The sequence below is a fragment of the Mycoplana dimorpha genome, assembly GCF_003046475.1.
GTDB lineage: Bacteria > Pseudomonadota > Alphaproteobacteria > Rhizobiales > Rhizobiaceae > Mycoplana > Mycoplana dimorpha.
In genome coordinates this window covers 467,349-492,374 of record NZ_PZZZ01000001.1, presented here as the reverse complement: position 1 = coordinate 492,374, position 25,026 = coordinate 467,349, and the positions used below count along the sequence as shown (strand labels likewise).

At 65.0% G+C, this 25,026-nt stretch carries 26 protein-coding genes; 18 read left to right on the top strand and 8 right to left on the bottom strand.

The features are described from left to right. Nucleotides 1-172 precede the first annotated feature (172 nt). The 4 genes from C7449_RS02325 (at nucleotide 173) to C7449_RS02310 (ending at nucleotide 3,714) form a co-directional block, all read left to right on the top strand. The gene (locus tag C7449_RS02325) at nucleotides 173-1,114 is read left to right on the top strand and encodes a SurA N-terminal domain-containing protein (RefSeq protein ID WP_108001143.1); all 942 of its coding nucleotides are present in this window, start codon (nucleotides 173-175) and stop codon (nucleotides 1,112-1,114) included. 63 nt (nucleotides 1,115-1,177) lie between these two features. Further along, nucleotides 1,178-2,218: a 4-hydroxythreonine-4-phosphate dehydrogenase PdxA gene (gene pdxA, locus C7449_RS02320; protein WP_108001142.1), complete on the top strand. Its 1,041-nt coding sequence runs from the start codon at nucleotides 1,178-1,180 to the stop codon at nucleotides 2,216-2,218. Continuing rightward, nucleotides 2,218-3,051, top strand: coding sequence for a 16S rRNA (adenine(1518)-N(6)/adenine(1519)-N(6))-dimethyltransferase RsmA (gene rsmA, locus C7449_RS02315; RefSeq protein ID WP_108001141.1), 834 nt, complete (start codon nucleotides 2,218-2,220; stop codon nucleotides 3,049-3,051). The genes pdxA and rsmA overlap by 1 nt, the downstream gene beginning before the upstream one ends. A 51-nt stretch (nucleotides 3,052-3,102) precedes the next feature. Further along, entirely contained in the window at nucleotides 3,103-3,714 is a 612-nt protein-coding gene (locus tag C7449_RS02310) for a methyltransferase family protein (protein ID WP_108001140.1), read from the top strand. Between the two features lie 45 nt (nucleotides 3,715-3,759). Here the strand turns inward: C7449_RS02310 and gmk are convergent, their stop codons facing one another. The 7 genes from gmk to fabD form a co-directional block, all read right to left on the bottom strand. Next, the gene (gene gmk, locus C7449_RS02305; RefSeq protein WP_108001139.1) at nucleotides 3,760-4,425 is read right to left on the bottom strand and encodes a guanylate kinase; all 666 of its coding nucleotides are present in this window, start codon (nucleotides 4,423-4,425) and stop codon (nucleotides 3,760-3,762) included. A gap of 2 nt (nucleotides 4,426-4,427) precedes the next feature. Then, nucleotides 4,428-5,315 carry a YicC/YloC family endoribonuclease gene (locus C7449_RS02300; protein WP_108001422.1) on the bottom strand — a complete coding sequence of 296 codons (888 nt, stop codon included), beginning with the start codon at nucleotides 5,313-5,315 and terminating at the stop codon, nucleotides 4,428-4,430. Between the two features lie 156 nt (nucleotides 5,316-5,471). Continuing rightward, nucleotides 5,472-6,674, bottom strand: a complete 1,203-nt coding sequence (mltG, locus tag C7449_RS02295; protein ID WP_108001138.1) for an endolytic transglycosylase MltG — start codon at nucleotides 6,672-6,674, stop codon at nucleotides 5,472-5,474. 232 nt (nucleotides 6,675-6,906) lie between these two features. Beyond that, nucleotides 6,907-8,166, bottom strand: a complete 1,260-nt coding sequence (gene fabF / locus C7449_RS02290; RefSeq protein WP_108001137.1) for a beta-ketoacyl-ACP synthase II — start codon at nucleotides 8,164-8,166, stop codon at nucleotides 6,907-6,909. A 102-nt stretch (nucleotides 8,167-8,268) separates the two neighbouring features. Then, nucleotides 8,269-8,505 (bottom strand): acyl carrier protein, encoded by a 237-nt coding sequence (locus C7449_RS02285; protein ID WP_108001136.1) that lies wholly within the window; start codon nucleotides 8,503-8,505, stop codon nucleotides 8,269-8,271. A 266-nt stretch (nucleotides 8,506-8,771) separates the two neighbouring features. Continuing rightward, complete coding sequence (gene fabG / locus C7449_RS02280; RefSeq protein ID WP_108001135.1) at nucleotides 8,772-9,509, bottom strand: 3-oxoacyl-[acyl-carrier-protein] reductase; 738 nt, start codon at nucleotides 9,507-9,509, stop codon at nucleotides 8,772-8,774. A gap of 21 nt (nucleotides 9,510-9,530) precedes the next feature. Then, nucleotides 9,531-10,475, bottom strand: coding sequence for an ACP S-malonyltransferase (gene fabD, locus C7449_RS02275; protein ID WP_108001134.1), 945 nt, complete (start codon nucleotides 10,473-10,475; stop codon nucleotides 9,531-9,533). A gap of 261 nt (nucleotides 10,476-10,736) precedes the next feature. On the opposite strand from fabD, the gene C7449_RS02270 reads away from it, so the two are divergent. Further along, nucleotides 10,737-11,780, top strand: a complete 1,044-nt coding sequence (locus tag C7449_RS02270; protein ID WP_108001133.1) for an aldo/keto reductase — start codon at nucleotides 10,737-10,739, stop codon at nucleotides 11,778-11,780. 101 nt (nucleotides 11,781-11,881) lie between these two features. Here the strand turns inward: C7449_RS02270 and C7449_RS02265 are convergent, their stop codons facing one another. Next, on the bottom strand, nucleotides 11,882-12,208 hold the full coding sequence (locus tag C7449_RS02265; protein WP_108001132.1) for a hypothetical protein: 327 nt from the start codon (nucleotides 12,206-12,208) through the stop codon (nucleotides 11,882-11,884). A 406-nt stretch (nucleotides 12,209-12,614) separates the two neighbouring features. Here C7449_RS02265 and rpsF point away from each other — a divergent pair, with 406 nt between their 5' ends. The 13 genes from rpsF to C7449_RS02200 all read left to right on the top strand — a co-directional run bounded on the left by rpsF (nucleotide 12,615) and on the right by C7449_RS02200 (nucleotide 25,010). Next, a complete protein-coding gene (rpsF, locus tag C7449_RS02260) occupies nucleotides 12,615-13,067 on the top strand; it encodes a 30S ribosomal protein S6 (RefSeq protein ID WP_108001131.1) in 453 nt (150 codons plus the stop codon). 24 nt (nucleotides 13,068-13,091) lie between these two features. Then, nucleotides 13,092-13,340: a 30S ribosomal protein S18 gene (rpsR, locus tag C7449_RS02255; protein ID WP_108001130.1), complete on the top strand. Its 249-nt coding sequence runs from the start codon at nucleotides 13,092-13,094 to the stop codon at nucleotides 13,338-13,340. A 224-nt stretch (nucleotides 13,341-13,564) separates the two neighbouring features. After that, on the top strand, nucleotides 13,565-14,530 hold the full coding sequence (locus C7449_RS02250; RefSeq protein ID WP_108001129.1) for a DUF2232 domain-containing protein: 966 nt from the start codon (nucleotides 13,565-13,567) through the stop codon (nucleotides 14,528-14,530). A gap of 34 nt (nucleotides 14,531-14,564) precedes the next feature. Further along, on the top strand, nucleotides 14,565-15,140 hold the full coding sequence (gene rplI / locus C7449_RS02245; protein ID WP_108001128.1) for a 50S ribosomal protein L9: 576 nt from the start codon (nucleotides 14,565-14,567) through the stop codon (nucleotides 15,138-15,140). Between the two features lie 183 nt (nucleotides 15,141-15,323). Next, nucleotides 15,324-16,610, top strand: coding sequence for an SAM-dependent methyltransferase (locus tag C7449_RS02240; RefSeq protein ID WP_170115766.1), 1,287 nt, complete (start codon nucleotides 15,324-15,326; stop codon nucleotides 16,608-16,610). Between the two features lie 264 nt (nucleotides 16,611-16,874). Continuing rightward, entirely contained in the window at nucleotides 16,875-18,377 is a 1,503-nt protein-coding gene (locus C7449_RS02235; protein WP_108001126.1) for a replicative DNA helicase, read from the top strand. Nucleotides 18,378-18,509: 132 nt separating this feature from the next. Continuing rightward, the gene (alr, locus tag C7449_RS02230) at nucleotides 18,510-19,688 is read left to right on the top strand and encodes an alanine racemase (RefSeq protein WP_108001125.1); all 1,179 of its coding nucleotides are present in this window, start codon (nucleotides 18,510-18,512) and stop codon (nucleotides 19,686-19,688) included. Nucleotides 19,689-19,735: 47 nt separating this feature from the next. Next, nucleotides 19,736-20,002: a type II toxin-antitoxin system ParD family antitoxin gene (locus C7449_RS02225; protein WP_108001124.1), complete on the top strand. Its 267-nt coding sequence runs from the start codon at nucleotides 19,736-19,738 to the stop codon at nucleotides 20,000-20,002. Next, on the top strand, nucleotides 19,999-20,313 hold the full coding sequence (locus tag C7449_RS02220; protein WP_245414266.1) for a type II toxin-antitoxin system RelE/ParE family toxin: 315 nt from the start codon (nucleotides 19,999-20,001) through the stop codon (nucleotides 20,311-20,313). The genes C7449_RS02225 and C7449_RS02220 overlap by 4 nt, the downstream gene beginning before the upstream one ends. Beyond that, on the top strand, nucleotides 20,313-21,716 hold the full coding sequence (radA, locus tag C7449_RS02215) for a DNA repair protein RadA (protein ID WP_108001123.1): 1,404 nt from the start codon (nucleotides 20,313-20,315) through the stop codon (nucleotides 21,714-21,716). The genes C7449_RS02220 and radA overlap by 1 nt, the downstream gene beginning before the upstream one ends. Before the next feature lie 143 nt (nucleotides 21,717-21,859). After that, nucleotides 21,860-22,468: a CvpA family protein gene (locus C7449_RS02210; protein ID WP_108001122.1), complete on the top strand. Its 609-nt coding sequence runs from the start codon at nucleotides 21,860-21,862 to the stop codon at nucleotides 22,466-22,468. Nucleotides 22,469-22,676: 208 nt separating this feature from the next. Continuing rightward, nucleotides 22,677-24,173 (top strand): amidophosphoribosyltransferase, encoded by a 1,497-nt coding sequence (gene purF / locus C7449_RS02205; RefSeq protein ID WP_108001420.1) that lies wholly within the window; start codon nucleotides 22,677-22,679, stop codon nucleotides 24,171-24,173. 96 nt (nucleotides 24,174-24,269) lie between these two features. Then, on the top strand, nucleotides 24,270-25,010 hold the full coding sequence (locus tag C7449_RS02200; protein ID WP_108001121.1) for an SDR family NAD(P)-dependent oxidoreductase: 741 nt from the start codon (nucleotides 24,270-24,272) through the stop codon (nucleotides 25,008-25,010). Nucleotides 25,011-25,026: the final 16 nt, after the last annotated feature.

The window sequence follows — 25,026 nt, the reverse complement described above, 5'->3', positions numbered from 1 at the left end:
CATCGTTTGGCCGCATGTATTATGCAAATGGCCGCGAGAGGGTATCAGGGGACAAATTCGAAGGACTGCTCCCGCGTTCCCGCAGGGGCTGGATCCGGGTGATGCAACCGGCGCAGCGGATGCCGGCGCAAGAGTTCGGCGCGCTCCGCTTTCGCAGCCGCGACGGAAAGGGATGGGCATGAGGTACACGATGTCGGTGATGCGGGTCATGGCGCTTGGCGCGGCGCTTCTTGCGACCGCCGGAACCGCAATCCTGCCGGTTGCGACGCCGGCGGCGGCGGCAAGCGGCGTGTCAGCCGTCGTCAACGGCACCGCCATCACCTCGGGTGACGTCGCCCGGCGCGTGGCATTTCTGAAGCTGCAGCACGCCAAGAGTTCCAGCCAGATCGCGCGTGAGCAACTGATCGACGAGACCTTGAAGCGCGCCGAGATCAGCCGGCTGCGGATGTCCGTCAGCACCGCGGACGTGGATGCCTCCTTCGCGCGATTTGCGGCCTCCAACAAGCTGTCGACGGATCAGCTCAGCCAGATTCTCGACCAGGCCGGCGTCGGCGCCGACCATTTCAAGCAGTACATCGCCGTGCAGATGAGCTGGCCGCGCGTCGTCAACGCCCGCTACAGCAATGCCTCCGGCGGCAAGACGCTTGCGGCGCGCATGCAGGAGCATGGCGGCGCCAAGCCGTCGACGACCGAATACTTTTTGCAGCAAGTGATCTTCGTGGTCCCGGCCGCGCGTCGCAACGCCATTCTTGGCAAGCGCCAGGCCGAAGCGGAAGCGTCACGCGCGATATTCCCGGGCTGCGACGACGCCAAGATCTTCGCTGCGACTATGCACGACGTGTCGATCCGCAACCTCGGCCGCGTGCTCGCGCCGCAGCTGCCGCAGGATTGGAAGCCGCTGATCGAGAAGGCGCAGGGCAACACCACCGGAACGCGCGTGACCGAACGCGGCGTCGAATATCTCGCGATCTGCAAGAAGCGCGAAGTGAACGACGACGTCGCCGCCGAGGTGGTGTTCCGCGCCGAGGACCTCGGCAAGGACCAGAAGGACGACAGCAACAGCCAGAAGTATATCGACGAGCTGCGCAAGAAGGCGCAGATCGTCATTCGCTGACCGGCCCGCTCATCGCCAGCGCGTCAAGCGCGCCGGCCTCTCCCGCTACAAAAGACCCACGCCATGACCGTCGCGCCCGATCCCGCCCTGGCCGTTCCGCCGCTGGCCCTGACCATGGGCGATCCGTCCGGGATCGGCCTCGACCTCACGCTCGACCTGTGGAACGCCCGGGCGGCCCTGAAGCTGCCGCCCTTTCTCTTCATCGGCGACCCGGAGGCGCTTGGGCAACGCGCAAAGCAGCGCGGCTTCGAGGCGCCCATTGCAACGGCCACCGCCGAAAGCGCCGCCTCGATCTTCGCCGCAGCGATCCCGGTGCAGCCGGTTCCGCTGGCGGAGCCGGCGACAGCCGGCGCTCCCTCCTCCCGCAATGCCGGCGCGGTGATCACATCGATCGAGACGGCAGTGGCGCTGACGATGGCCGGCCGCGCCGCCGCGGTCGTTACCAATCCGATCGCGAAATCCGTGCTGTACGATGCGGGGTTCGGCTTTCCCGGTCACACCGAGTATCTCGCCGACCTTGCCTCACGGGCCACGGGTGGTCCTGTGCAGCCGGTGATGATGCTGGCGGGGCCGAAGCTGCGCAGCGTGCCGGTGACGATCCACATCCCGCTGAAGGAGGTGCCGACGGCACTCACCGAAGACCTGGTCTACGACACGGCGCTGATCACGGCGACCGACCTGAAGCGGCGCTTCGGCATCGCCTCTCCCAGACTGGCTGTGGCCGGCCTGAACCCGCATGCCGGCGAAGGCGGGGCGCTGGGGATCGAGGACGACACCGTGGTCGCTCCCGCCATCGCACGGCTGAAGGCTGCCGGCATCGATGCGTTCGGCCCCCTGCCGGCGGATACCATGTTCCATGATGCGGCCCGTGCAACCTATGACGTGGCAATCTGCATGTATCACGACCAGGCGCTGATTCCTGCCAAGGCCCTGGGCTTTGACGATTCGGTGAACGTGACGCTCGGCCTGCCGTTCATCCGCACCTCCCCGGACCATGGCACGGCCTTCTCGTTGGCCGGTACCGGACGGGGCCGGCGGGACAGCCTGCTCGCCGCGATCCGGCTTGCACACGAACTGGCCCTGCACGAGCGGAGCGCCGGCTGATGGCGGCGATCGATGGGCTGCCGCCGCTGCGCGAGGTCATCCAACGCCACGGACTCGACGCGAAGAAATCGCTCGGGCAGAACTTCCTGCTCGACCTGAACCTGACGCAGAAGATCGCCAGGACGGCCGGACCGCTGGAAGAGTGCACGGTCATCGAGGTGGGGCCTGGTCCCGGCGGCCTCACCCGGGCGATCCTGTCGCTGGGTGCGAAGCACGTCGTGGCCATTGAGCGCGATGCCCGCGCCATGCCGGCGCTCAAGGAAATTGCGGAGCACTATCCCGGCCGCCTGACGGTGATCGAGGGCGATGCGCTGAAGGTGGATTTCGAGAGCCTGACCCCGCCGGGCGAGCCGGTTCGTATCATCGCCAACCTGCCTTACAACGTCGGCACGCAACTGCTCGTCGACTGGCTCCTGCCGAAACGCTGGCCGCCGTTCTACCGGTCGCTGACGCTGATGTTCCAGCGCGAGGTCGGGCTGCGGATCGTAGCGCGCGCGGACGATGACCATTACGGGCGGCTTGGCGTTCTTGCCGGCTGGCGCACCAACGCGCGCATCGCCTTCGACGTGCCGCCCCAGGCCTTCGTGCCGCCGCCGAAGGTCACGTCATCCGTCGTGCATCTCGAGCCGATCGAGAATCCCCTGCCCTGCAAGGCCGGGGCCTTGGAGCGCGTGACACAGGCCGCCTTCGGGCAGCGCCGCAAAATGCTGCGCCAGAGCCTGAAGCCACTCGGGGGCGAGGCGCTGCTGGCGCTGGCCGGCATCGACCCGCAACGGCGGGCCGAAACGCTCTCGGTCGAAGAATTCGTGGCGCTGGCGAACGCGCTGGATTAGCAACAGCTAATTGGCTACAGTCGTTGCCTCAGTGTTGTTGGGGCGGCACCGATGCAGCCGAAGATTCGTCCTTTCAAGCAGAAAAAACGGATCGCTTATCTCTGGCTGCTCGCTGCAGTGTTCCTTGTCGCAGCCACCGTCACCGAGCCCGTCTGGCGCGGCGGGGTTCACGGAGCCCTCGAAGTGACCGGCCTGATGCTCGTATTCTTCGCAATCCTGGGCAGATTGTGGAGCATTCTCTACATCGGCGCATTCAAGAACCGGGCGGTCGTGGACATCGGCCCATATTCGATGACGCGCAATCCCCTCTATCTCTTCTCGCTCTTGGCAATTTGCGGCGTGGGGCTGATGTCCGGCTCGCTCGTGCTGACGCTTGCGATGACGACGGCGTTCTACATCGTCATGCGATACGCTGCCGGGCGCGAAGCGGCCGACCTGAAGCGCATGTTCGGGCCGGCCTACGACGAATATGCCGCTCGGACACCGTTCTTCCTGCCGAACCCGTTCCTCTACAGAGGCGCGGCGAAGGTCAGCTTCTCGCAGCGCGCGCTGGCAAAGACGTTCCGCGACGGACTGTTTCTGCTGGCCCTTTTCCCGATCCTGGAAGTACTCGAATATCTGCGGGCAAACGGCTATGTGCCCACCATGCTGAGGATATTCTGAAGCGTTCCCCGCTTGTGCCGTCACTAGGTTCGGGCGACGGCAGGATCAGAGCACCGGCTGCTCGGTCAGGAGCTTCGAGACGAAATCGAACATGCCGTGGCGTCGATCGCGGCGCAGGCGCTCCGCCTTGACGATGCTCTGTACGGCATCGAAGGCGGCCGTCAGGTCGTCATTGAGGATGACGTAGTCGTATTCGTGCCAATGCTCGATCTCGGCCCGCGAGTTGGCAAGCCGCGTCGCGATCACCTCCTCGGTATCCTCGGCGCGGCGATGCAGCCGCGACTGCAGCTCGGTCATCGACGGCGGCAGGATGAAGATCGAGACGACGTCGGCTGCCATCTTCTCCTGCAACTGCTGGGCGCCCTGCCAGTCGATGTCGAACAGCATGTCGCGCCCGGCCGCCATGGCCTCCTCCACCGGCTTGCGCGGCGTACCGTAGAAGTTGCCGTGCACCTCGGCCCATTCGAGCAGCGCGTCGGAATCGCGCAGCATGTCGAATTCGGCACGATCGATGAAGTGATAGTGGCGGCCGGCGATCTCGCTGGGGCGGCGCTGGCGGGTCGTGACGCTGATCGAAAGACTGATCCCGGAATCGGCTTCGAGGAGATTGCGCGCGATCGTTGACTTGCCGGCCCCTGAGGGCGAGGAAATAACCAGCATCAACCCACGCCGGGGAATTTCGATGGGTTTGGTTTGCTGCGGTGCGGTCATGGTTACTCCAGATTCTGAATCTGCTCGCGGAACTGGTCAATCACGACCTTCAACTCGATGCCGGCCGCCGTGACAGCCGCAGCGTTTGACTTGGAGCAGATAGTATTCGCTTCCCGGTTAAATTCCTGTGCCAGGAAATCGAGCTTGCGGCCGACGGGGTGATCGGCGCCAAGCAGCTCCTCGGCGGCACGGACGTGGGCGCCGAGACGATCGATCTCCTCGCGCAGATCGGCCTTGGTGGCGAGCAGCACCGCTTCCTGGTAGAGGCGGTCGCGATCGAGCCCGCCACTGCCTTGCAACAGCAACTGGACCTGGCCGGCCACACGCTCGGCGATCGCATCCACGCTGCGGCTCGGATCGGCCTCGATCGTCACCGCCAGTCGGGCGATCCGTTCAACCTGCGTGCCCAGCACCTGCCGAAGGGCCTCCCCTTCTCCGAGCCGCATCGCCAGCAGCCGGGCAATCGCGCCATCGAGACCCGCCGCGATGTCGTCGTCCCTCCTCTGGCGCTCGGCCTCGCTCTCCTCGGCCTCGCGAAAATCGACGACGCCGCGGACCGCCAGCAGCGTGTCGAGCCGAAGCGGTGCCGAATCGATCACCTCCGACAATTGCTCGCGAAGGGCGAGGATCGCCGACAAGGCGGCCTGGTTGACGACCGGCTGCACCTGCGGCTCGGTAATGGAGACCGAGAGACCGATCTGCATGTTGCCGCGGGTGAAGGCGGCCGCGGCTTTCTGCCGAACCTCCGGCTCGAAGTGCTCGAAGCCCTGCGGCAGGCGGATGCGCAGATCCAGTCCCTTGCCGTTTACCGAGCGCAACTCCCAGCTCCAGCGACAGCGGCCGCTGGTTCCCTCGGTCCGCGCAAAACCGGTCATGGATTGCAGTGGCATGTCGAACTCCGATCGGAAGGCGCCATCGCGCACCGGAATCGCCGGTGGCGTGCTGCGGCTTATATACCCTGTTCCGGTGTGAAAAGCGTGCGCACGGATGCAATCTCCGCCGCACAATTCGAAAAAAGAGGCGGCTTTGCCGCCTCTCCGTTCTCGTTACTGGCTGGTTGCCTGGCCTGCGTCCTGGGCGTCCTTGGCCGCCTGCGCCTCCTTGGCCGCCTGAGCGGCCTTCTCGGCTTCGATCTTGCGCCAGCGCCGGACATTGGCGTTGTGCTCGTCGAGGGTTTCGGCAAAGGCGTGACCGCCGGTGCCGTCGGCGACGAAGTAGAGATCGGCGGTGCGCGACGGGTTGGCGACAGCCTCCAGGGCGGCGCGCCCCGGGTTGGCGATCGGCGTCGGCGGCAGGCCCTTGATGACGTAGGTGTTGTAGGGCGTCTGCTTGTCGATGTCCGACTGCAGGATCGTGCGGTCGGCCGGCTTTCCGTCGCCGCCGAAGATGCCGTAGATGATCGTCGGGTCCGACTGGAGGCGCATGCCCTTCTCGAGCCGGTTGATGAACACCGAGGCGACGCGAGGCCGCTCGTCGGCCCGCCCGGTCTCCTTCTCGACGATGGAGGCGAGCGTCACCAGTTCCTCCGGCGTTGCGATCGGCAGGCCGTCATCGCGCTTTTCCCAGATCTGCTCCACCAGTGCCTTCTGAGCCGCGAGCATCTGCTTCACGATCTCGGCGCGCTTCGTTCCGCGGGAGAACTTGTAAGTGTCGGGCATCAGCGTGCCCTCGCCGGGCAACTCGGCCGGCAGTTCGCCCTCCAGAACCGGGTCATCGGCGAGGCGCTGGAACATCTGCCTGACCGTCAGCCCCTCGGGCAAGGATACGCTATAGAGAATAGACTTGCCGGACTTCAGAAGCTCCAGCACGTCGTGCATCGAGGCGTTGGCGCGGATCTCGTACTCGCCGGCCTTCAACACCGCGTCCTGCAGGTAGATCCGGCTCAACGCGCGAAACACGCGACTGTCGGTGATGATGTTGTTGCGCTCAAGGCTCGCGGCGATCTCGTTGAGACCGGCACCGTTGCGCACGATGAAATTCGTATTGGCGGTCAGCGGACCGGGCTTCTCGTAGCTGTCGAGCGCGTAATAGAACAAACCGCCGGCAGCAATGGTGACAAGGACCAGCGCGGTCATCAGGAAGTTCAGGAAGATCACCACCTGGCTGCGCGCCTTGCGGGAGCGGCGCGGCGGCTGCGGCACGGGTTCGGGCCGCAGCGCTTCGCTGGCGGATTTCGGAACGATCGGCCCCTTGTTGGCATTCTCGCCTCGGTCGGGCGACGTCTCGGCGGTTTCGTTGTTCTCGTTCACGGACAATCCTCGAATGATCTTGGCGGTCCCCGCCCGCTGCAAACGGCCCCGGTGAACGAACCGGAGCAGCATAACGCGTCAAACCGAGTGCCTTGCGTCCATAGAAGCCCCTGCGGACGCGCGACGCAATAGGGCAGACCAATGCGGCAAAAACGGGATCGGGCCCGCCTTGTGGCGGGAACCGAGGTGGCTCTGTATCAACCTGCCGGCGCGCCCCTGCCCGCCGCAGCCCTCAGGCGTAGCGGCGCAAGATGAGCGACGCGTTCGTGCCGCCGAAACCGAAGGAGTTGGAAAGCGCGACGTTGATCTCGCGCTTGCGTGCCTTGTGTGGCACGAGATCGATTGCGGTCTCAACATCAGGATTGTCGAGGTTGAGCGTCGGCGGCGCGACGTTGTCGCGAATGGCGAGCGCCGAGAAGATCGCCTCGACCGCACCGGCCGCCCCGAGCAGGTGGCCGATCGCCGATTTTGTCGACGACATCGAAACCTTGCTCGCGTGCTCGCCGACGAGCCGTTCGACGGCGCCGAGTTCGATCGTGTCGGCCATCGTCGATGTGCCGTGCGCATTGACGTAGTCGATGTCGCCCGGGGTCAGGCCGGCGCGCTTCAGCGCCATCTGCATGCAGCGATAGGCGCCGTCGCCGTCCTCGGAAGGCGCGGTGATGTGGAAAGCGTCACCGGAAAGGCCGTAGCCGACCACTTCGGCATAGATCTTCGCGCCGCGCGCCTTGGCGTGCTCGAGTTCCTCGAGGACGACGATGCCGGCGCCCTCGCCCATCACGAACCCGTCACGGTCGCGATCATAGGGGCGCGATGCCTTGGTCGGCTCGTCGTTGTACTGGGTGGAAAGCGCCTTGCAGGCGGAAAAGCCGGCGAGCGCCATGCGCGAGATCGGCGACTCGGTGCCGCCGGCGACCATCACGTCGGCATCGCCGAGCGCGATCAGGCGGGCGGCATCGCCGATCGCGTGCGCGCCGGTCGAACAGGCGGTAACGACCGAACTGTTCGGGCCGCGCAGCTTGTGCCGGATCGACACCTGCCCGGAGGCTAGGTTGATCAGGCGGCCGGGAATGAAGAAGGGCGAGACCCGGCGGGGTCCCTTGTCGCGCAGGATGTGGCCTGCCTCGACGATGCCTTCAAGACCGCCGATACCGGAGCCGATCAGAACGCCGGTCGAAACCTGTTCCTCGTCCGTCTGCGGATGCCAGCCGGCATCGTCGAGCGCCATATCGGCGGCGGCCATCGCGTATACGATGAAGGAGTCGACCTTGCGTTGCTCTTTCGGCTCCATCCACTGGTCGGGATTGTAGGTGCCGTCGGTGCCGTCGCCGGTCGGAATGTAGCAGGCAATTCGTGCTGGAAGATCGTCGACTTCGAAGCCGGTTACCTGACGGGCGCCGCTCTGTCCGGCGAGCAGCCGGGACCATGTCACTTCGGTACCACAGCCCAAAGGAGATACCATGCCGGTACCGGTGATAACGACACGTCTCATCGTCGGTGAACCACCCTATGTCTTTTTCTTGGACCGAGGCGGAACGCCATGGCGCTCCGCAAGCGGGTCGCGGCGGGCCCTAAGGCCCGCCGGAAATCAGTATCAGGCCTGGGCCTTCTCGATGAACTTGACGGCATCGCCGACCGTCAGGATCGAGTCTGCGGCATCGTCCGGAATCTCGACGCCGAATTCCTCTTCGAAGGCCATGACCAGTTCGACGGTGTCGAGCGAGTCCGCGCCGAGATCATCGATGAAGCTTGCGCCTTCGCTGACCTTGTCGGCGTCAACGCCCAGGTGATCGATAACAATTTTCTTTACGCGTTCTGCGATGTCGCCCATGTCGGATTCCTCGACCTTTGTTCTGTTCGATGCCTTTGACGGCACCGGGGCACTCAACCAAGCCCGGTATGCACGGCATGCCGGGCAATTCTTTCTCAACCGCAGATGCCCCCCGGCGCAATCAAAGAGCGCCGCAAAAAGCCTCTATTCCCCGGCCGACTGCTTACAGTCATGGCCGATTAACACGGTTTAACTCCGCCGCAAAGCGCGAAATTCGCCCCACCGGCGGCGGTCAACATGCTATTTTCGCGCTGCAGGCCCGGCGTTCAGATCATCGCCATGCCGCCGTTGACGTGCAGTGTCTGGCCGGTCACGTAACCGGCCTCGGTGGAGGCGAGATAGGCGACGGCCGATGCAACTTCCGCGCCTGTTCCCATGCGCTTCATCGGGATCGCTCCCATGATCGCTTCCTTCTGCCTGTCGTTCAGCTTGCCGGTCATGGCGCTCTCGATGAAGCCGGGGGCGACGCAGTTGACCGTGACATTGCGGGTGGCGATCTCCTGGGCCAGCGACTTGGTGAAGCCGATCATGCCGGCCTTGGAGGCGCAGTAGTTCGCCTGGCCCGGATTACCGGTGACGCCGACGATGGAGGTGATGTTGATGATACGGCCGAAGCGGCGGCGCATCATCGGATGGGTCAGCTCGCGCGTCAGGCGGAAGACCGAGGTGAGGTTCACCTCCAGGACCGAATCCCAGTCTTCGTCACTCATGCGCACGAACAGGCCGTCCTTGGTGATGCCGGCATTGTTGACGAGGATGTCGACGCCACCGAGCTCGGCTTCGGCCTTCTCGCCGAGCGCCTTGACCTCGGCGCGGTCGGATAGGTTGGCGGGGAAGATCTGCACCCGCTCGCCCAGCGTGTTCGCCAGTGCCTCGAGCTTCTCGACCCGGGTGCCGTGCAGGCCAACGATCGCGCCCTGCGCATGCAGGATCTTGGCGATTTCCTCGCCGATACCACCGGAAGCGCCGGTTACCAAGGCCTTGCGGCCGGAAAGATCAAACATGGTCGTGTCCCTTGCTGGGTATCAGCCGCAGAGGGTCTGCAGCAAATTTTCGATATCGGTCGGCGTATTGACGGCATAGCCGGTCACCGACTTGTCGATGCGGCGGGCCAGGCCGGTCAGCACCTTGCCGGATCCGATCTCGTAGAGCGAGGTGGCGTCGTTGCCGGCAAACCACTCCACCGTCTCGCGCCAGCGCACCTGGCCGGTCACCTGCTCCACCAGCAACCGGGCAATCTCCGCGGGATCGGTCACGGGTTGGACGATGACGTTGGCGATCACCGGTATGACCGGCTCGCGGATGTCGACGGCGGCCAGCGCCTCGCGCATCACCTCGGCAGCCGGCGCCATCATGCTCGAATGGAAGGGGGCCGAAACCGGCAACATCAGGGCGCGCTTGGCACCCTTTTCCGTCGCCATGCGGGCGGCGCGCTCGACAGCCGGCTTGGCGCCGGAGATGACGAGCTGGCCGCCGCCGTTGTCGTTGGCGATCTGGCATGAGCCGTGGACCAGCGCCTCGTCGCAGATCGCCTGCACGTCGGAGTGCTCCAGCCCGATGATCGCTGCCATGGCGCCCTCGCCCACCGGCACGGCCGCCTGCATGGCATTGCCGCGGATGCGCAGCAGCCGGGCAGTATCCGCGATCGTGAAGGCGCCGGCGGCGCAAAGGGCCGAATATTCGCCAAGCGAATGGCCGGCGACATAGGAGACGGTATCGCGCAGGATGAGCCCGCGGGCTTCCAGGACCCGGATAATGGCCATCGACACCGCCATCAGCGCCGGCTGGGCATTGGCGGTGAGCGTCAGCTCGGCCTCGGGCCCGTCAAACATGATCGCTGACAGGTTTTCCCCTAGCGCGTCGTCCACTTCGGCAAAGACGGCGGCGGCTTCGGGGAAGGCGTCCGACAGGTCCTTGCCCATGCCAACGGCCTGGCTGCCCTGGCCCGGAAAGGTGAAAGCAATGGTCATTGGGATTCTCCCATGAAGTTTTCCTCTCCATTCACGGAATACCCAAGGGAGTCAAGATTACGGAGATCGGCACACCGATACTTGAAGCCTGACCGTACCGCCGGGATCGCCGCGCCATCGCGGTCCGGGCACCGGATCCGGTCCGACAGCCTTGCATTTCACTCCCGACGGTTTAAGCCTTCGCCCCGCGCCCGCCGGGCTTGCCCCGGTCACTTCATCATCGCCGGCCAGCCGGCCGCTTCCAGCAGAAAAACACCGTTCATGAAATACAATACTCTAGGCCGCACCGACATCCGCGTTTCCGAAATCTGCCTCGGCACGATGACCTGGGGATCACAGAACAGCGAAGCCGATGCGCATGCGCAGCTCGATTACGCACTGGAACACGGCGTCAACTTCGTCGATACCGCCGAACTCTACCCGACAACGCCGCTCTCCCAGGAGACCTATGGCGACACGGAACGTTTCATCGGCTCGTGGCTGGCCGCCCGCGGCAACCGCGACAAGGTCGTGCTCGCCTCGAAGGTCGCAGGTCCCGGACGCCCCTATATCCGCGACGGCAACCCGATGAGCCGCGCCGGCATCCTGGAGGCGATCGAGGGCAGCCTTAAGCGCCTGCGCACGGATTACCTCGACCTCTATCAGCTTCACTGGCCCAACCGCGGACATTATCACTTCCGCCATTCCTGGAGCTATGATCCCTCGAGCCAGGACCGCGCCCGGACAGCGGAGGAACTGGCCGAAGCACTCGAGACGCTCGGTGAATTGCAGAAGGCCGGCAAGGTACGCGCCGTCGGCCTCTCCAATGAGACGGCATGGGGGACGATGCAGTTTCTCAAGCTTGCCGAAGAGCGCGGTCTGCCGCGGGTGGCCACGATCCAGAACGAATACAATCTTCTCTATCGCACCTTCGACCTGGACCTTGCCGAACTGGCCCACCACGAAGAGGTCGGTCTGCTCGCTTACTCGCCGCTGGCGGCCGGGCTGTTGACGGGCAAATACCTTGACGGTGCACGTCCCGAAGGCGCTCGCCTGATCACGAACCCCGATCTCGGCGGCCGTTACCAACCGCTGCAGGAACCGGCGGTCGCAGCCTACGTCGCGCTGGCGCGGCAGCATGGGCTGGATCCGACCCAGATGGCCCTCGCCTTCTGCCTCAGCCGGCCCTTCACGGCGTCCATCATCATCGGCGCGACGACGATGGAGCAGTTGCGCTCAGACATAGCCGCAGCGGACCTGACGCTTGCGGCGGACGTCGTCGAGGGAATTCGCAGCCTGCACCGCCAATTTCCGGCGCCGATCTGAACGACGGCCGGCCTGCCCCGAGCAGAGGGGCCGACGCGAAAGCCCGCCACCAGGGCGGGCTTTCGTATTGGTATTGCTTATAGATATTGCAGTGCTGGCTGTTACTGGGTGCCGCCGGTTGCCGGCTGGCTGGGAGCCGGCTGAGCCGGCTGAGCCGGCGCCGGGGCCGGGGCCGGTTGCGTGCCGGTGCCCTGGCCATCGGTCGGCGGGACATCGGCGGGAGCCGGCGTCTGCGTGCCGATCGACGAAGTATTGGCGTTCGGATCGACCCCGTCGCTCCTGCTATTTGCGAAATAGAAAACCCCGACCGCCAGAAGCAGTGCCACGACCACGGCGACGGCCCAGCCGCCACCGCTTCCGCGCGTGCTCGTGTTGACAACGGTGTTGCGGTCCTCCACCGGACGATTCTCGGGAATACGGTCTTGCATTTGCAGTCGCTCCTCTGTTTCCATCGGTCAGAACAACGCTTCTCATCGGCTCTGGTTCCCGCAGCACGGGCGTTGTACGAGAACAGACGCGCAATGCGGGTTGCGACTCGTTTCTGGCTGGCGACAGGCCGGGCGCGAACGAAATAGCCCCGCCCCTTGCTTTCGCCGCAGAAATCCGTATAAGCGCGCTGTTCAAAACACCCGGTCGCATCGGCTGGTGGCTGAACGGAGGGCCGTTTCCGACAGGAAACGTCAGGAGCGCAAAGCGTTCCGGCCTCCCGTGTCTCCGCTCTCGACCGTATAGATGAAACGCTTTTCTTGCCCGGGCCGCTCGGCCCTAAGATCAGTCGTTGAGGCTTGGCGCCGGTTTCCGGGTGTGGATCAAACGCAAGAAAGGCAAAGCCACATGGCTCTCTACGAACATGTATTCCTGGCCCGCCAGGACGTGTCCGCCCAGCAGGTCGACGCACTCGTCGAACAGTACAAGGGCGTGATCGAAGCGAACGGCGGCAAGGTCGGCCGGATCGAGAACTGGGGCCTGAAGTCCCTCACCTACCGCATCAAGAAGAACCGCAAGGCGCACTACGCGCTGATGGACATCGATGCACCGCCGGCCGCGATCCACGAGATGGAACGCCAGATGCGCATCAACGAAGACATCCTGCGCTACATGACCATCGCCGTCGAAGCCCACGAAGAGGGCCCCTCCGCGATGATGCAGAAGCGCGACCGCGACGACCGTCCGCGCCGCGATGGCGACGACCGTGGCCCGCGCCGCGAGTTCGGCGACCGTCCGCGCCGCGACTTCGGCGACCGTCCGCCGCGTGGCGACCGTCCCCCGCGCGAAGACCGCGCCTAATCGAAGCCGAAGGAGAAAAAGACAATGGCTGAAGTATCTTCCGCTCCGGTTCGCCGCCCGTTCCATCGCCGTCGCAAGACCTGCCCGTTCTCCGGCGCCAACGCCCCGAAGATCGACTACAAGGACGTACGCCTGCTGTCGCGCTACATTTCCGAGCGCGGCAAGATCGTCCCGTCCCGCATCACGGCCGTTTCCCAGAAGAAGCAGCGCGAACTCGCCAAGGCGATCAAGCGCGCCCGCTTCCTCGGCCTGCTGCCCTACGTCGTCGCCTGATCTGACGGCTTGGCGTTCCGGCGCAAGCCGGGCACACGCCTCCAATATCGAAGAAAGGCGGCAATCGCCTTTCTTCCACTCCCTTCCGCGTTGGGCGCGGATCGGAACAGTCACCGGCCACCGTCCGATCGTGAATTGGGCGAGCGCCAAAACCCATGTTGGGGAGCATCTGCTGCACGACTGCAGTAAACTCCTCTAACTGTCTGATAAGACAGGACAGCGCCGTGCAGAACCTGAACTGGACCTCGATTGCGACCGGGCTCGTTGCCGGTATCACCGCCGCTCTGCTTTCGCTGAGCGCGAACGTGCAGTCGACGCTCGCGATCTTCTTCTTCGCCGGTTCCGCGCTGCCCATCCTGATCGCCGGGCTCGGCTGGGGCAATGCCAGCGCGCTGATCGCCGTCATCGCCGGAGGCGCGGTAGCTGCCGCCGTGGCGTCGTCGCACTTTGCGCTGCTGATCGTCATCACCACGCTGATCCCGGCAGGCTGGCTCTCCAATCTGGCCAATCTCGCCCGCCCGGCCTCGGAGATCGGCGGGCCGAACGACGCGCTCGCCTGGTACCCGCTGTCGAACATCCTGACCCACCTTGCGGTGATGGTCACGCTCGGCATGATCGCCGTCGGGGCGATCATCGGCTACAGCGGCGAGCTTGCCGGCCAGATGGTCGACCTGATGCTGATGGCGCTTAAGCAGCAGGAACCGCTCTACAATCCCGATCCCGCCGCGATCGCGCAAATGAAGACGTTGTTCGGGTTCGGCCTGCCGCTGGTGCAGGGCGCCCTCTGGGTGCTGCTGCTGTTTGCCGCCTACTATCTCGCCTCCGCGATCGTGCGGCTGTCGGGCAAGGGCCTGCGGCCGCGCGAGGACATGCCGACGTCGCTGCGGATGCACCGCAATGCAATCTTCGTATTCCTCGCAGGCCTCATGCTGTGCTTCACCGGCGGGTTGCCGGCCATCATCGGCGCGCTGGTCTGCGGCACCTTCGGCGCCGGCTTCGTGCTGTCCGGCTTCGCCATCCTGCACCAGAAGACCCGTGGCAAGGCCTGGCGCCTTGCCGTGCTCTGGCTCGCTTACGCTTCGGTGCTGCTCTTCGCGCTGCCGGTGCTGATCATTCTCGTTCTCGGCCTGACCGACACGCGGCGCACGATCGCGCTGACGCCGGCCGGTCCGAAATCGCAGACCAAATAGACCAACAATCAGACTTCAAGGAAAGGAACTGAACATGGAAGTGATCCTTCTCGAACGCATCGCCAAGCTCGGCCAGATGGGCGAAACCGTAAAGGTTCGCGACGGCTTTGCCCGCAACTACCTGCTGCCGCTCGGCAAGGCGCTGCGCGCCAACGAGGCCAACAAGAAGCGCTTCGAATCCGAGCGCGCCACGCTGGAAGCCCGTAACCTCGAGCGCAAGTCGGAAGCCCAGAAGGTTGCCGAAAGCCTCAACGGCAAGTCTTTCATCATCGTCCGCTCCGCTGGCGAGACCGGTCAGTTGTACGGTTCGGTCGCCGCCCGCGACATCGTCGAGGCGCTTGCAGCCGAAGGCTTCAACATCGGCCGCAACCAGGTCGAGCTGAACACGCCGATCAAGTCGATCGGCCTGCACAAGGTCGTCCTGCACCTGCATTCCGAAGTCGAGATCGCGATCGAACTGAACGTCGCACGCTCGGCTGACGAGGCCGAACGCCAGGCCAAGGGTGAGACACTGACCTCGGCCGACGCCATCTATGGCATCGACGAGGACGCCCTGAAGCCGGAAGATTTCTTCGATCCGGAAGCCGACCAGGAAGGCGAAGAAGCCTGAGTAAACAGGACGGGGCGGCCCTGATCCGGCCGCTCCATCCGACGCGAAGGCCAATAAACCCGGGTTGAAATCCGGGTTTTTTTGCTATCTTTTATGGAAATCAGACTGGAATGGCGGTTGGGCCGCTCCCAGGCCGGTTTCCGACCGGACCCGCTCCGCCGTAGCCTGCGATGGAGTGTCGATATGAGGATCATGCTGACTTCGATGATTTCCCGTCTGGTCCGGCGCGGCAATCTGAAGTTTACATACGCCGATGGCGAGACGCGCACGTTCGGCGACGGCACCGGCAAGCCGGTGCATGTGAGGCTCAACAGCAGGCGCGCCCAGTGGGGCTTGGCCCTCGATCCGGCATTCTATCTCGGCCACTATTACGGCACCGGCGACATCGACCTCCTCGAGGGCGACATGTTCGACCTGCTCGAAACGGTCTTCACCGGCAATCCCGACTTCAAGTACTACCAGAGCGGGTGGAACCACTTCCTGGAGCGGGCGCGCTACCTGCTGCGCTGGGTGCGCGAGAAGAACGACATTCGCCGCTCGCGCTACAACGTCCAGCATCATTACGACCTCACTGGCGCGCTCTACGATCTCTTCCTCGACGCCGACAAGCAGTATTCCTGTGCCTATTTCGAGACACCGGAGCAGAGCCTGGACGAAGCACAATTGGCCAAGAAGCGCCACATCGCCTCAAAACTGACGATTGGCCGTCCGGGGTTGTCGGTGCTCGACATCGGCAGCGGCTGGGGCGGAATGGCGCTCTACCTGGCCCGCAATCTTGGCGCGCACGTGACCGGCGTGACCCTGTCCGAGGAGCAGTTCGCGGTGTCGCGGCGGCGGGCCGCCGAAGAGGGATTGGAGAACGAGGTGCGGTTCCTGCTTGAGGACTACCGCAACGCCCCGGGCACCTATGACCGGATCGTCTCCGTCGGCATGTTCGAGCATGTCGGAAGGCCGAACTACCTGACCTTCTTCCGCAAGGCGGCGGCGCTGCTCAAGCAGGACGGGGTGATGCTGCTGCATACGATCGGCAGGACCGACACGCCCACGGGCAACAATCCCTTCATCGAGAAGTACATTTTCCCCGGCGGCTACATTCCGGCGCTTTCGGAAGTAATGCGGGCGGTGGAAAAATCGGGACTGGCGGTGACCGACATCGAGATCCTGCGGCTGCATTACGCCAAAACGCTGCGGCACTGGCGCCAGCGCTTCATGGCGCGCCGCGACGAGGCCAAGGCGCTTTACGACGAGCGCTTCTGCCGGATCTGGGAATTTTATCTCGCCAGTTCCGAAAGCGCCTTCCGCTGGCAGAACTTGGTCGTATTCCAGTTGCAACTCGCTCATGACCAGCAATCCGTGCCGCTGACCCGCACCTATATCGATCGGGACGAGCACTGTCTGAAGGCACGGGAGGGCGACGGAAGGGGCCGCTTCGGCGGGGCGCGCAAGTTCCCGCAGGAGGCGTCGCTCTAGGCGCGCCTTCTCCACAAGGCCCCGGCCGAATCTGCCGCGCGCGGCGTCAAGCCGCTCGAGTGGCTGCGGCGCGGAATCACATCGTTTTTCTGCCACTGTGGGTTTTGTGCACGGAGCCTGCTGTGGATAGGTCGAAGAGCGTGCCCAATCTGCCCGGCTGTACATCCGCCCTGCCCCACGCTCCCATGCCGAGCTTGACCCGCGTCTCCCACGGCTGCAATCAGGGTGCATTACCGCAGATGGATTCGGGGAGAATCGGACGAGATGAACGATGCCGTGCGCAAGCTTGCCACTCCAGGCCGCGACGACCTTGGCGTGCACCACCGCGAGGCACCGAGCAACATCGAAGCCGAGCAGGCACTGCTGGGAGCGATTCTCGTCAACAACGACGCCTACTACCGCGTCTCGGACTTCCTGAAGCCGATCCACTTCCATGAGCCGCTGCACCGCAAGATCTACGAACTTGCCGGCGACACGATCCGCATGGGCAAGATCGCAACGACGATCACGCTGAAGACGCACCTTCCCGCCGACGGGCGCGTCGGCGATCTGACGATCCCGCAATACCTTGCCCGCCTCGCCGCAGAGGCCGTGACGATCATCAACGCCGAGGACTATGGCCGCGCCATCTACGACCTGGCGCTGCGTCGCTCGCTGATCACCATCGGCGAGGACATGGTCAACATCGCCTATGATGCGCCCCTCGACATGCCGCCGCAGAACCAGATCGAGGACGCCGAGCGCCGCCTGTTCGAGCTCGCCGAGACCGGCCGCTACGATGGCGGCTTCCAGTCGTTCAACGATGCGGTGGCCCAGGCGATCGACATGGCGGGTGCGGCCTTCGAGCGCGACGGCTCGCTGTCGGGCATCTCCACCGGCATCCTCTCGCTCGACGCCCGCATGGGCGGCCTGCAGCGCTCCGACTTGATCGTCCTTGCCGGACGCCCCGGCATGGGCAAGACCTCGCTTGCCACCAACATCGCCTACAACATCGCCGCCGCCTACGAGCCGGAAGTGCAGGCGGACGGTTCGTTCAAGGCGAAGAACGGCGGCGTCGTCGGCTTCTACTCGCTCGAAATGTCGTCCGAGCAGCTCGCCACCCGTATCATCTCCGAGCAGACGGAAGTCTCCTCGTCGAAGATCCGCCGCGGCGACATCTCCGAGCACGATTTCGAGAAGCTCGTCGCCTGCTCGCAGATGATGCAGAAGGTACCGCTCTATATCGACCAGACGGGTGGTATCTCGATCGCCCAGCTTTCCGCCCGCGCCCGGCGGCTGAAACGCCAGCGCGGCCTCGACTGCATCGTGGTGGACTACATCCAGCTGATGACCGGCTCGGGCAAGTCCAGCGACAACCGCGTGCAGGAGATCACCCAGATCACCACCGGGCTGAAGGCACTCGGCAAGGAACTGAACGTGCCGATCATCGCGCTGTCGCAGCTCTCCCGTCAGGTGGAAAACCGCGAGGACAAGCGGCCGCAGCTCTCCGACCTTCGCGAATCGGGCTCGATCGAGCAGGACGCCGACGTGGTGCTGTTCGTGTTCCGCGAGGAATACTACGTCAAGAACCTCGAGCCGCGCGACGAGTTCGACCCGAAGTACGAAGAATGGAAGATGCAGTTCGAGAAGGTAAAAGGCACGGCCGACGTGATCATCGCCAAGCAGCGTCACGGGCCCACCGGCACCGTCAAGCTCGCGTTCCAGTCGGAGTTCACCCGCTTCACCGACCTCGCCGACCCGTCCTTCTCGCAGTACGAGGAACCCTGAGGACGGCTGGCGCCTGGCCCCGACCCGTCGTTCTCAGATAGCGGGCTCGGCGCGCGCCGACCGCATCCCGGGGGACCGTCCTTCGCGTGCAATCCTGTTGCCGGTGGCGGCGCTAGCGAGTATGCCTGTCCCATGACGAAGAGCACTTTCCCCTCCGCTTCGCCCTTCTCATCGACCGCGCCGGTCGGCGAAGAGCACGCGCGATTGACAATCGACCTGCGGGCCCTCGCCGACAACTGGCGCTTCATGGCTAAGAAATCAGGCGGGGCCCGCACCGCGGCGGTGCTCAAGGCCAACGCCTACGGGGTGGGACTTGAACCGGCGGCGCGAACCTTCCACCAGGCCGGCGCCCGCGACTTCTTCGTTGCAAGCCCCGCCGAAGGCGTGGCTTTGCGCCCGATCGTCCCGGATGGGCGCATCTTCGTGCTTTCAGGTATGTGGCCCGGCTCCGAGAGGCTGTTCTTCGAGCATGACCTCGTGCCCGTCATCGCCTCGCAGGAACAGCTCGCCGTCTTCATGGCGGCGATATCTGAACGCGGCGACCATCCCTGTGCGCTGCAGGTCGACACCGGCATGAACCGGCTGGGCCTGACGGTTGCCGACGCCCTTGCCCTCGCCCACGATCCGGCACGGCCGGCCAGCTTCTGTCCTGTGCTGATCCTGAGCCATCTCGCCTGCGGCGACGAACCGCTGCATCCGATGAACCGCATGCAGCTCGACCGCTTTCGGGCCGCGATACGGGCCTACGAGGGCGTCGAGGCGAGCCTTGCCAATTCCGCCGGCATCTTTCTGGGCGATGAATTCCATTTCCAGCTGACCCGCCCGGGGATCTCGCTCTACGGCGGCGCGGCCGTTAACGACGAGCCGAACCCGATGCGGCCGGTGGTCAAGGCGGAGGCTCGGATCCTGCAGGTGCGCGAGGCGAAGATCGGCGAAGGCGTCAGCTATGGCGCGGCCGGGATGCTGGCGCGCGACAGCCGGATCGCCGTCGTCGCGATCGGCTATGCCGACGGCTACCTGCGCAGCCTCTCCGGCGCCGGCGTGCCGCTGCGCCGGGCGGTGGCAACCGGCGCCAGCGGCTTCCTGCATGGGCGGGCCGTGCCGCTGATCGGTCGCGTCACCATGGACCTGACCCATTTCGACGTCACCGACCTGCCGGAGCGGTCGGTCCGGGCGGGAGACTTCATCGAACTGTTTGGTCCGAACATGCCGATCGAGACGGTGTCGAAGGCCGGCGGCACGATCGACTACGTGCTGCTGACCAGTCTCGGTCCCCGCTACCGGCGGGACTACATCGACGCCGACTGGTAGGAATTGTTCGCACCATATGGTAGGTTGCCTCCACTCAGGAGAGTCCCATGTCGAACGCGAAGAAATCCATCGTCGTCGGCGCGCATTTCGAAGCCTTCATCGACGAACAGATAAACTCGGGTCGCTTCAACAACGCCAGCGAAGTCGTGCGGGCGGGCCTGCGGCTGCTGGAGCGCGACGAGATGAAGCTAGCTGAGCTGCGCCGCCTGATCGCGGAGGGCGATCGACAAATCGCCAACGGCGACTATGTTGAATTCTCGACCGGGGATGACTTGACGGCTTACATCGTCGAGCGGGCGAAGACCCGCAAGTGATTGCTCCTCGACGCTATCGCCTTTCGAGAGACGCCATCAACGATCTCATCGACATCTACGATTTCATCGCTCAGGACAATCCGGCAGCAGCACGGAAATTCGTGCGGTCCATTGAAGAGAAGATCAAATCGGCGGCCTCGGCTGGCTATACCGGCGTCGCACGAGATTGGATATCGCCGGGGCTGAGAGCTCTTCCCTATCACGACCGATGCATTTATCTGCGGGTCCGCAAAACACACATCCTCGTACTTCGCATCCTCCACGGCCGGCAGGACCTGTCGCCCGGCGATTTTCCCGAAAGTGACAGCTGATGGCCAAGGCCCGCACCCAATTCGTCTGCCAGAACTGCGGTTCCGTCCACGCCCGCTGGGTCGGCAAGTGCGACGGCTGCGGCGAGTGGAACACCGTCGTCGAGGAAGACCCGATGGGGGGCATCGGCGGCGGGCCGGGCAAGACGCCGAAGAAGGGCCGCGTCGTCGCGCTCACCAGCCTTTCCGGTGAAATCGAGGAGGCGCCGCGCGTCGCGACAGGGATCGGCGAGCTCGACCGGGTCACCGGCGGTGGCTTTGTGCGCGGCTCGGCGGTGCTGGTCGGCGGCGATCCCGGCATCGGCAAGTCGACGGTGCTGATGCAGGCCGCCGCCGCCCTCTCCAGCCGCGGCCAGCGGGTGATCTACGTCTCCGGCGAAGAGGCCGTGGCGCAGATCCGGCTTCGCGCCCAGCGCCTCGGCGCCGCCGAGACCGACGTGCTGCTTGCCGCCGAAACCAACGTCGAAGACATCCTGGCGACGCTCGCCGACGGCAAGCGCCCGGATCTGGCGATCATCGACTCGATCCAGACGCTCTGGAGCGACATCGTCGAATCCGCCCCCGGCACCGTCACGCAGGTGCGCACCGGCGCCCAGGCGATGATCCGCTTCGCCAAGCAGACGGGCGCCGCCGTGGTCCTCGTCGGCCATGTCACCAAGGAGGGCCAGATCGCCGGTCCCCGCGTCGTCGAGCACATGGTCGACGCCGTGCTCTATTTCGAGGGCGACCGCGGCCATCACTACCGTATCCTGCGCACCGTGAAGAACCGCTTCGGGCCGACCGACGAGATCGGCGTGTTCGAAATGTCGGACAAGGGCCTGCGCGAGGTCGCAAACCCGTCCGAGCTGTTTCTCGGCGAGCGCAACGCCAAGGCGCCTGGGGCTGCCGTCTTCGCCGGCATGGAGGGCACCCGCCCGGTCCTGGTCGAGGTGCAGGCGCTGGTGGCGCCGACCTCGCTCGGCACGCCCAGGCGCGCCGTGGTCGGATGGGATTCCGCCCGGCTATCGATGATCCTCGCCGTGCTCGAGGCCCATTGCGGGGTACGGCTCGGCCAGCATGACGTCTACCTGAACATTGCCGGCGGGTTTCGCATCTCCGAACCGGCCGCCGATCTGGCGGTGGCGGCGGCGCTCGTTTCGTCGCTTGCCGGCCTTGCCCTGCCGGCCGATTGCGTCTATTTCGGCGAAGTCAGCCTGTCGGGCGCCGTCCGGCCGGTCTCGCACACCGCGCAACGCCTGAAGGAGGCGGAAAAGCTCGGATTCGCGCAAGCCGTCCTGCCGGCCGGTTCTGCCGAGTTGCCCAAGGGCAATGGCGGGCGATGGGCGGAGATCGACAGCCTGCCGGACCTGGTGGCGCGGATCGCCGGCGCGAAGGGCGCACTGATGCGCGGCGAGGAGGACGGCTGAAGGGCTCGCCGCGAATTCGGCAAACCTTTGTGGAAACAGTTCGTTGCCGACGAACCGAAATGAGACGCCAGGGGCGCGATCGACTAAGGTGCCGGACCAATCGCATCCGGGTCGAAAGATATTCCAGTCTGGAGTAGGACAACATGCCCATCACACTTCTCGACGGCATCGTCATCGGCGTCGCGCTTTTCTCGGCCGTGCTGGCGATGGTGCGCGGGTTCTCGCGCGAGGTCCTGTCGGTGGCAAGCTGGGTCGGCGCTGCGGCGGCCGCCTACTATCTCTACCCGGTGCTGCTTCCCTACGCGAAGGATTACACGACGAGCGACACGGTCGCGCTCATCGGCTCGGCCGCGGTCGTCTTCCTGGTCGCGCTGATCTTGATATCCCTCATCACGATGCGGATCGCCGACTTCATCATCGACAGCCGCATCGGCGCGCTGGACCGCACGCTCGGCTTTCTGTTCGGGGCCGCTCGCGGCATCCTGCTCGTCGTCGTCGCCATGCTGTTCTTCAACTGGCTGGTCTCGCCGCAGCAGCAGCCCGGCTGGGTCGGCAGCGCGAAGTCGAAGCCGCTGCTCGACAATCTCGGCACGAAGCTGATCGCATTGCTGCCGGAGAACGCCGACACACAGATCCGCGACCGCCTGCTCGGCAAGCGGGCACCGGCCGATGGCACGGAAGCGCCGGCTGAGGGCCAGGCGCCCGCCAGCGGCGACGAACCGGCAGAGGAGGCTCCTCCGACGAACGGCTGATTCCGCAGGGCAGCCGCGCAATTTTGCGTGCGCAGCGGCAGCGAAAATCTGGTAAAAAATTGCCACTGGAGCCCCCAGCTTCGGTGGTAATGTCATTAAGGCGCACAGATATAAGCGGCGGGGCCGTATTGCCGGAAAGCCGCCCCCACCGCCGCGCAAGGCGAAAACCGTGCAACCCCACAATGTCCCGAGCAAAGGCTTGCAGCACATGACCGATCTTTCCGTTTCCGCCCACTGTTTCGAAAGCGACCTGGAGGGCGATACGCTGCATGAAGAGTGCGGCGTCTTCGGCATTCTCGGCCACCCGGACGCGGCGACGCTGACGGCGCTCGGGCTGCACGCGCTGCAGCATCGCGGCCAGGAGGCGGCCGGTATCGTCTCCTTCGACGGCCGGCAGTTCCACACCGAAAAGCACATGGGGCTGGTGGGCGACCACTACACCAACCCGGCGACGCTCGCGAAGCTCCCCGGCAACATGGCGATCGGGCACACCCGCTATTCCACCACCGGCGAAGTGGCGCTCAGAAATGTGCAGCCGCTGTTTGCGGAGCTCGAAGTCGGCGGCATTGCCGTCGCCCACAACGGCAACTTCACCAACGGCCTGACGCTGCGCCGGCAGTTGATCGCGGGCGGCGCCATCTGCCAGTCCACCTCCGATACCGAGGTTGTGCTGCACCTGATCGCCCGCTCGCGCTACACCAACACGACCGACCGCTTCATTGACGCCATTCGCCAGATGGAAGGCGGTTACTCGATGATCGGCATCACCCGCACCAAGCTGATCGCCGCCCGCGATCCCACCGGCATCCGGCCGCTCGTCATGGGCGAGCTGGACGGCAAGCCGATCTTCTGCTCCGAGACCTGTGCGCTCGACATCATCGGCGCGAAATTCGTCCGCGACGTCGAGAACGGCGAAATCATCGTCTGCGAAATCCAGCCGGACGGCTCGATCACCATCGAGGCGATGAAGTCCGGCAATCCGCAGCCGGAACGCCTCTGCCTGTTCGAATACGTCTATTTCGCCCGGCCGGATTCGGTCGTCGGCGGACGGAGCGTCTACGTCGCCCGCAAGAACATGGGCAAGAACCTTGCCAAGGAAGCGCCGGTCGAGGCCGACGTGGTGGTGCCGGTCCCGGATGGCGGCACGCCGGCTGCCCTCGGATACGCGCAGGAAAGCGGCATCCCGTTCGAATACGGCATCATCCGCAACCACTATGTGGGCCGCACCTTCATCGAGCCGACGCAGCAGATCCGCGCCTTCGGCGTCAAGCTGAAGCACTCGGCCAACCGTGCCATGATCGAGGGCAAGCGTGTCGTGCTCGTCGACGATTCGATCGTCCGCGGCACCACCTCGGTCAAGATCGTGCAGATGATCCGCGATGCGGGTGCCAAGGAGGTTCATATCCGCGTCGCCAGCCCGATGATCTTCTTCCCGGACTTCTACGGCATCGACACGCCGGACAAGGACAAGCTGCTCGCGAACCAGTATGCCGATGTCGCGGCGATGACGAAGTTCATCGGCGCCGACTCGCTGCAGTTCCTCTCCATCGACGGCCTCTATCGCGCCGTCGGCGGCGAAGACCGCAACCCTGCCCGTCCGCAGTTCACCGACCACTATTTCACCGGCGACTATCCGACCCGGCTGCTGGACAAGGACGGTGAGACGATGGGCCGCAAAGTCTCGGTGCTCGTCAGCAACGGCTGAGGCGACGCGGCGGTTTCCAATCTGCAATGCTTAGGCTAGAAGGCTGCGGAAACGCGGCCTTCTTTCTTTTGGCCGGCATCACACGGGAAGAGAATGATGGACATCGACCTGAAGGGCAGGATCGCGCTTGTCACCGGCGCATCGCGCGGTATCGGCTATTTCACGGCGCTCGAACTCGCCAGGCGCGGCGCGCATGTGATCGCCTGCGCCCGCACCGTCGGCGGGCTGGAGGAACTCGACGACGCTGTCAAGGCAGTCGGCGGCTCGGCGACGCTGGTGCCCTTCGACCTCGCCGACATGGCGGCGATCGACAAGCTCGGCGGCTCGATCTTCGAGCGCTGGGGAAAGCTCGACATCCTCGTCGCCAACGCCGGCGTGCTCGGCACGATCTCGCCGATCGGCCATGTCGAAGCGAAGGTGTTCGAGAAGGTGATGACCATCAACGTCACCGCGACCTGGCGGCTGATCCGCTCGGTCGAGCCGCTGCTTCTGAAATCGGACGCCGGCCGGGCGCTGATCCTGTCGTCGGGTGCCGCCCACAGCTGCAAGCCGTTCTGGGGCCCCTACTCCGCCTCCAAGGCCGCCGTCGAGGCGCTCGCCCGGACCTGGGCCGGCGAAACGCAGCGCACAGCGCTTCGCATCCTCTCCGTAGATCCCGGCGCGACGCGAACGGCGATGCGCGCCCAGGCGGTGCCCGGCGAAGATCCGCAAACCGTGCCGCATCCCTCCGAAGTGGCCGAGGCACTGATGCCGCTCGTCGGCCCCGACATGACCGAGACCGGCAAGCTCTTCATCGTTCGCGAGAAAAAGATCGTCGGCTACCACATGCCGAGTTGAAGACGGCACTGCCAGC

Bases quoted from the DNA above. Each gene is read 5' to 3' on its own strand.
- pdxA (WP_108001142.1), top strand. From the start codon at position 1,178: ATGACCGTCGCGCCCGATCCCGCCCTGGCCGTTCCGCCGCTGGCCCTG.
- rsmA (WP_108001141.1), top strand. From the start codon at position 2,218: ATGGCGGCGATCGATGGGCTGCCGCCGCTGCGCGAGGTCATCCAACGC.
- C7449_RS02240 (WP_170115766.1), top strand. From the start codon at position 15,324: ATGAGGATCATGCTGACTTCGATGATTTCCCGTCTGGTCCGGCGCGGC.
- C7449_RS02310 (WP_108001140.1), top strand. From the start codon at position 3,103: ATGCAGCCGAAGATTCGTCCTTTCAAGCAGAAAAAACGGATCGCTTAT.
- rpsF (WP_108001131.1), top strand. From the start codon at position 12,615: ATGGCTCTCTACGAACATGTATTCCTGGCCCGCCAGGACGTGTCCGCC.
- C7449_RS02210 (WP_108001122.1), top strand. From the start codon at position 21,860: ATGCCCATCACACTTCTCGACGGCATCGTCATCGGCGTCGCGCTTTTC.
- C7449_RS02200 (WP_108001121.1), top strand. From the start codon at position 24,270: ATGGACATCGACCTGAAGGGCAGGATCGCGCTTGTCACCGGCGCATCG.
- C7449_RS02325 (WP_108001143.1), top strand. From the start codon at position 173: ATGGGCATGAGGTACACGATGTCGGTGATGCGGGTCATGGCGCTTGGC.
- C7449_RS02285 (WP_108001136.1), bottom strand. From the start codon at position 8,505: ATGGGCGACATCGCAGAACGCGTAAAGAAAATTGTTATCGATCACCTG.
- C7449_RS02300 (WP_108001422.1), bottom strand. From the start codon at position 5,315: ATGCCACTGCAATCCATGACCGGTTTTGCGCGGACCGAGGGAACCAGC.
- rplI (WP_108001128.1), top strand. From the start codon at position 14,565: ATGGAAGTGATCCTTCTCGAACGCATCGCCAAGCTCGGCCAGATGGGC.
- C7449_RS02270 (WP_108001133.1), top strand. From the start codon at position 10,737: ATGAAATACAATACTCTAGGCCGCACCGACATCCGCGTTTCCGAAATC.
- C7449_RS02225 (WP_108001124.1), top strand. From the start codon at position 19,736: ATGTCGAACGCGAAGAAATCCATCGTCGTCGGCGCGCATTTCGAAGCC.
- fabF (WP_108001137.1), bottom strand. From the start codon at position 8,166: ATGAGACGTGTCGTTATCACCGGTACCGGCATGGTATCTCCTTTGGGC.
- rpsR (WP_108001130.1), top strand. From the start codon at position 13,092: ATGGCTGAAGTATCTTCCGCTCCGGTTCGCCGCCCGTTCCATCGCCGT.
- C7449_RS02265 (WP_108001132.1), bottom strand. From the start codon at position 12,208: ATGCAAGACCGTATTCCCGAGAATCGTCCGGTGGAGGACCGCAACACC.
- gmk (WP_108001139.1), bottom strand. From the start codon at position 4,425: ATGACCGCACCGCAGCAAACCAAACCCATCGAAATTCCCCGGCGTGGG.
- fabG (WP_108001135.1), bottom strand. From the start codon at position 9,509: ATGTTTGATCTTTCCGGCCGCAAGGCCTTGGTAACCGGCGCTTCCGGT.
- radA (WP_108001123.1), top strand. From the start codon at position 20,313: ATGGCCAAGGCCCGCACCCAATTCGTCTGCCAGAACTGCGGTTCCGTC.
- C7449_RS02235 (WP_108001126.1), top strand. From the start codon at position 16,875: ATGAACGATGCCGTGCGCAAGCTTGCCACTCCAGGCCGCGACGACCTT.
- alr (WP_108001125.1), top strand. From the start codon at position 18,510: ATGACGAAGAGCACTTTCCCCTCCGCTTCGCCCTTCTCATCGACCGCG.
- fabD (WP_108001134.1), bottom strand. From the start codon at position 10,475: ATGACCATTGCTTTCACCTTTCCGGGCCAGGGCAGCCAGGCCGTTGGC.
- purF (WP_108001420.1), top strand. From the start codon at position 22,677: ATGACCGATCTTTCCGTTTCCGCCCACTGTTTCGAAAGCGACCTGGAG.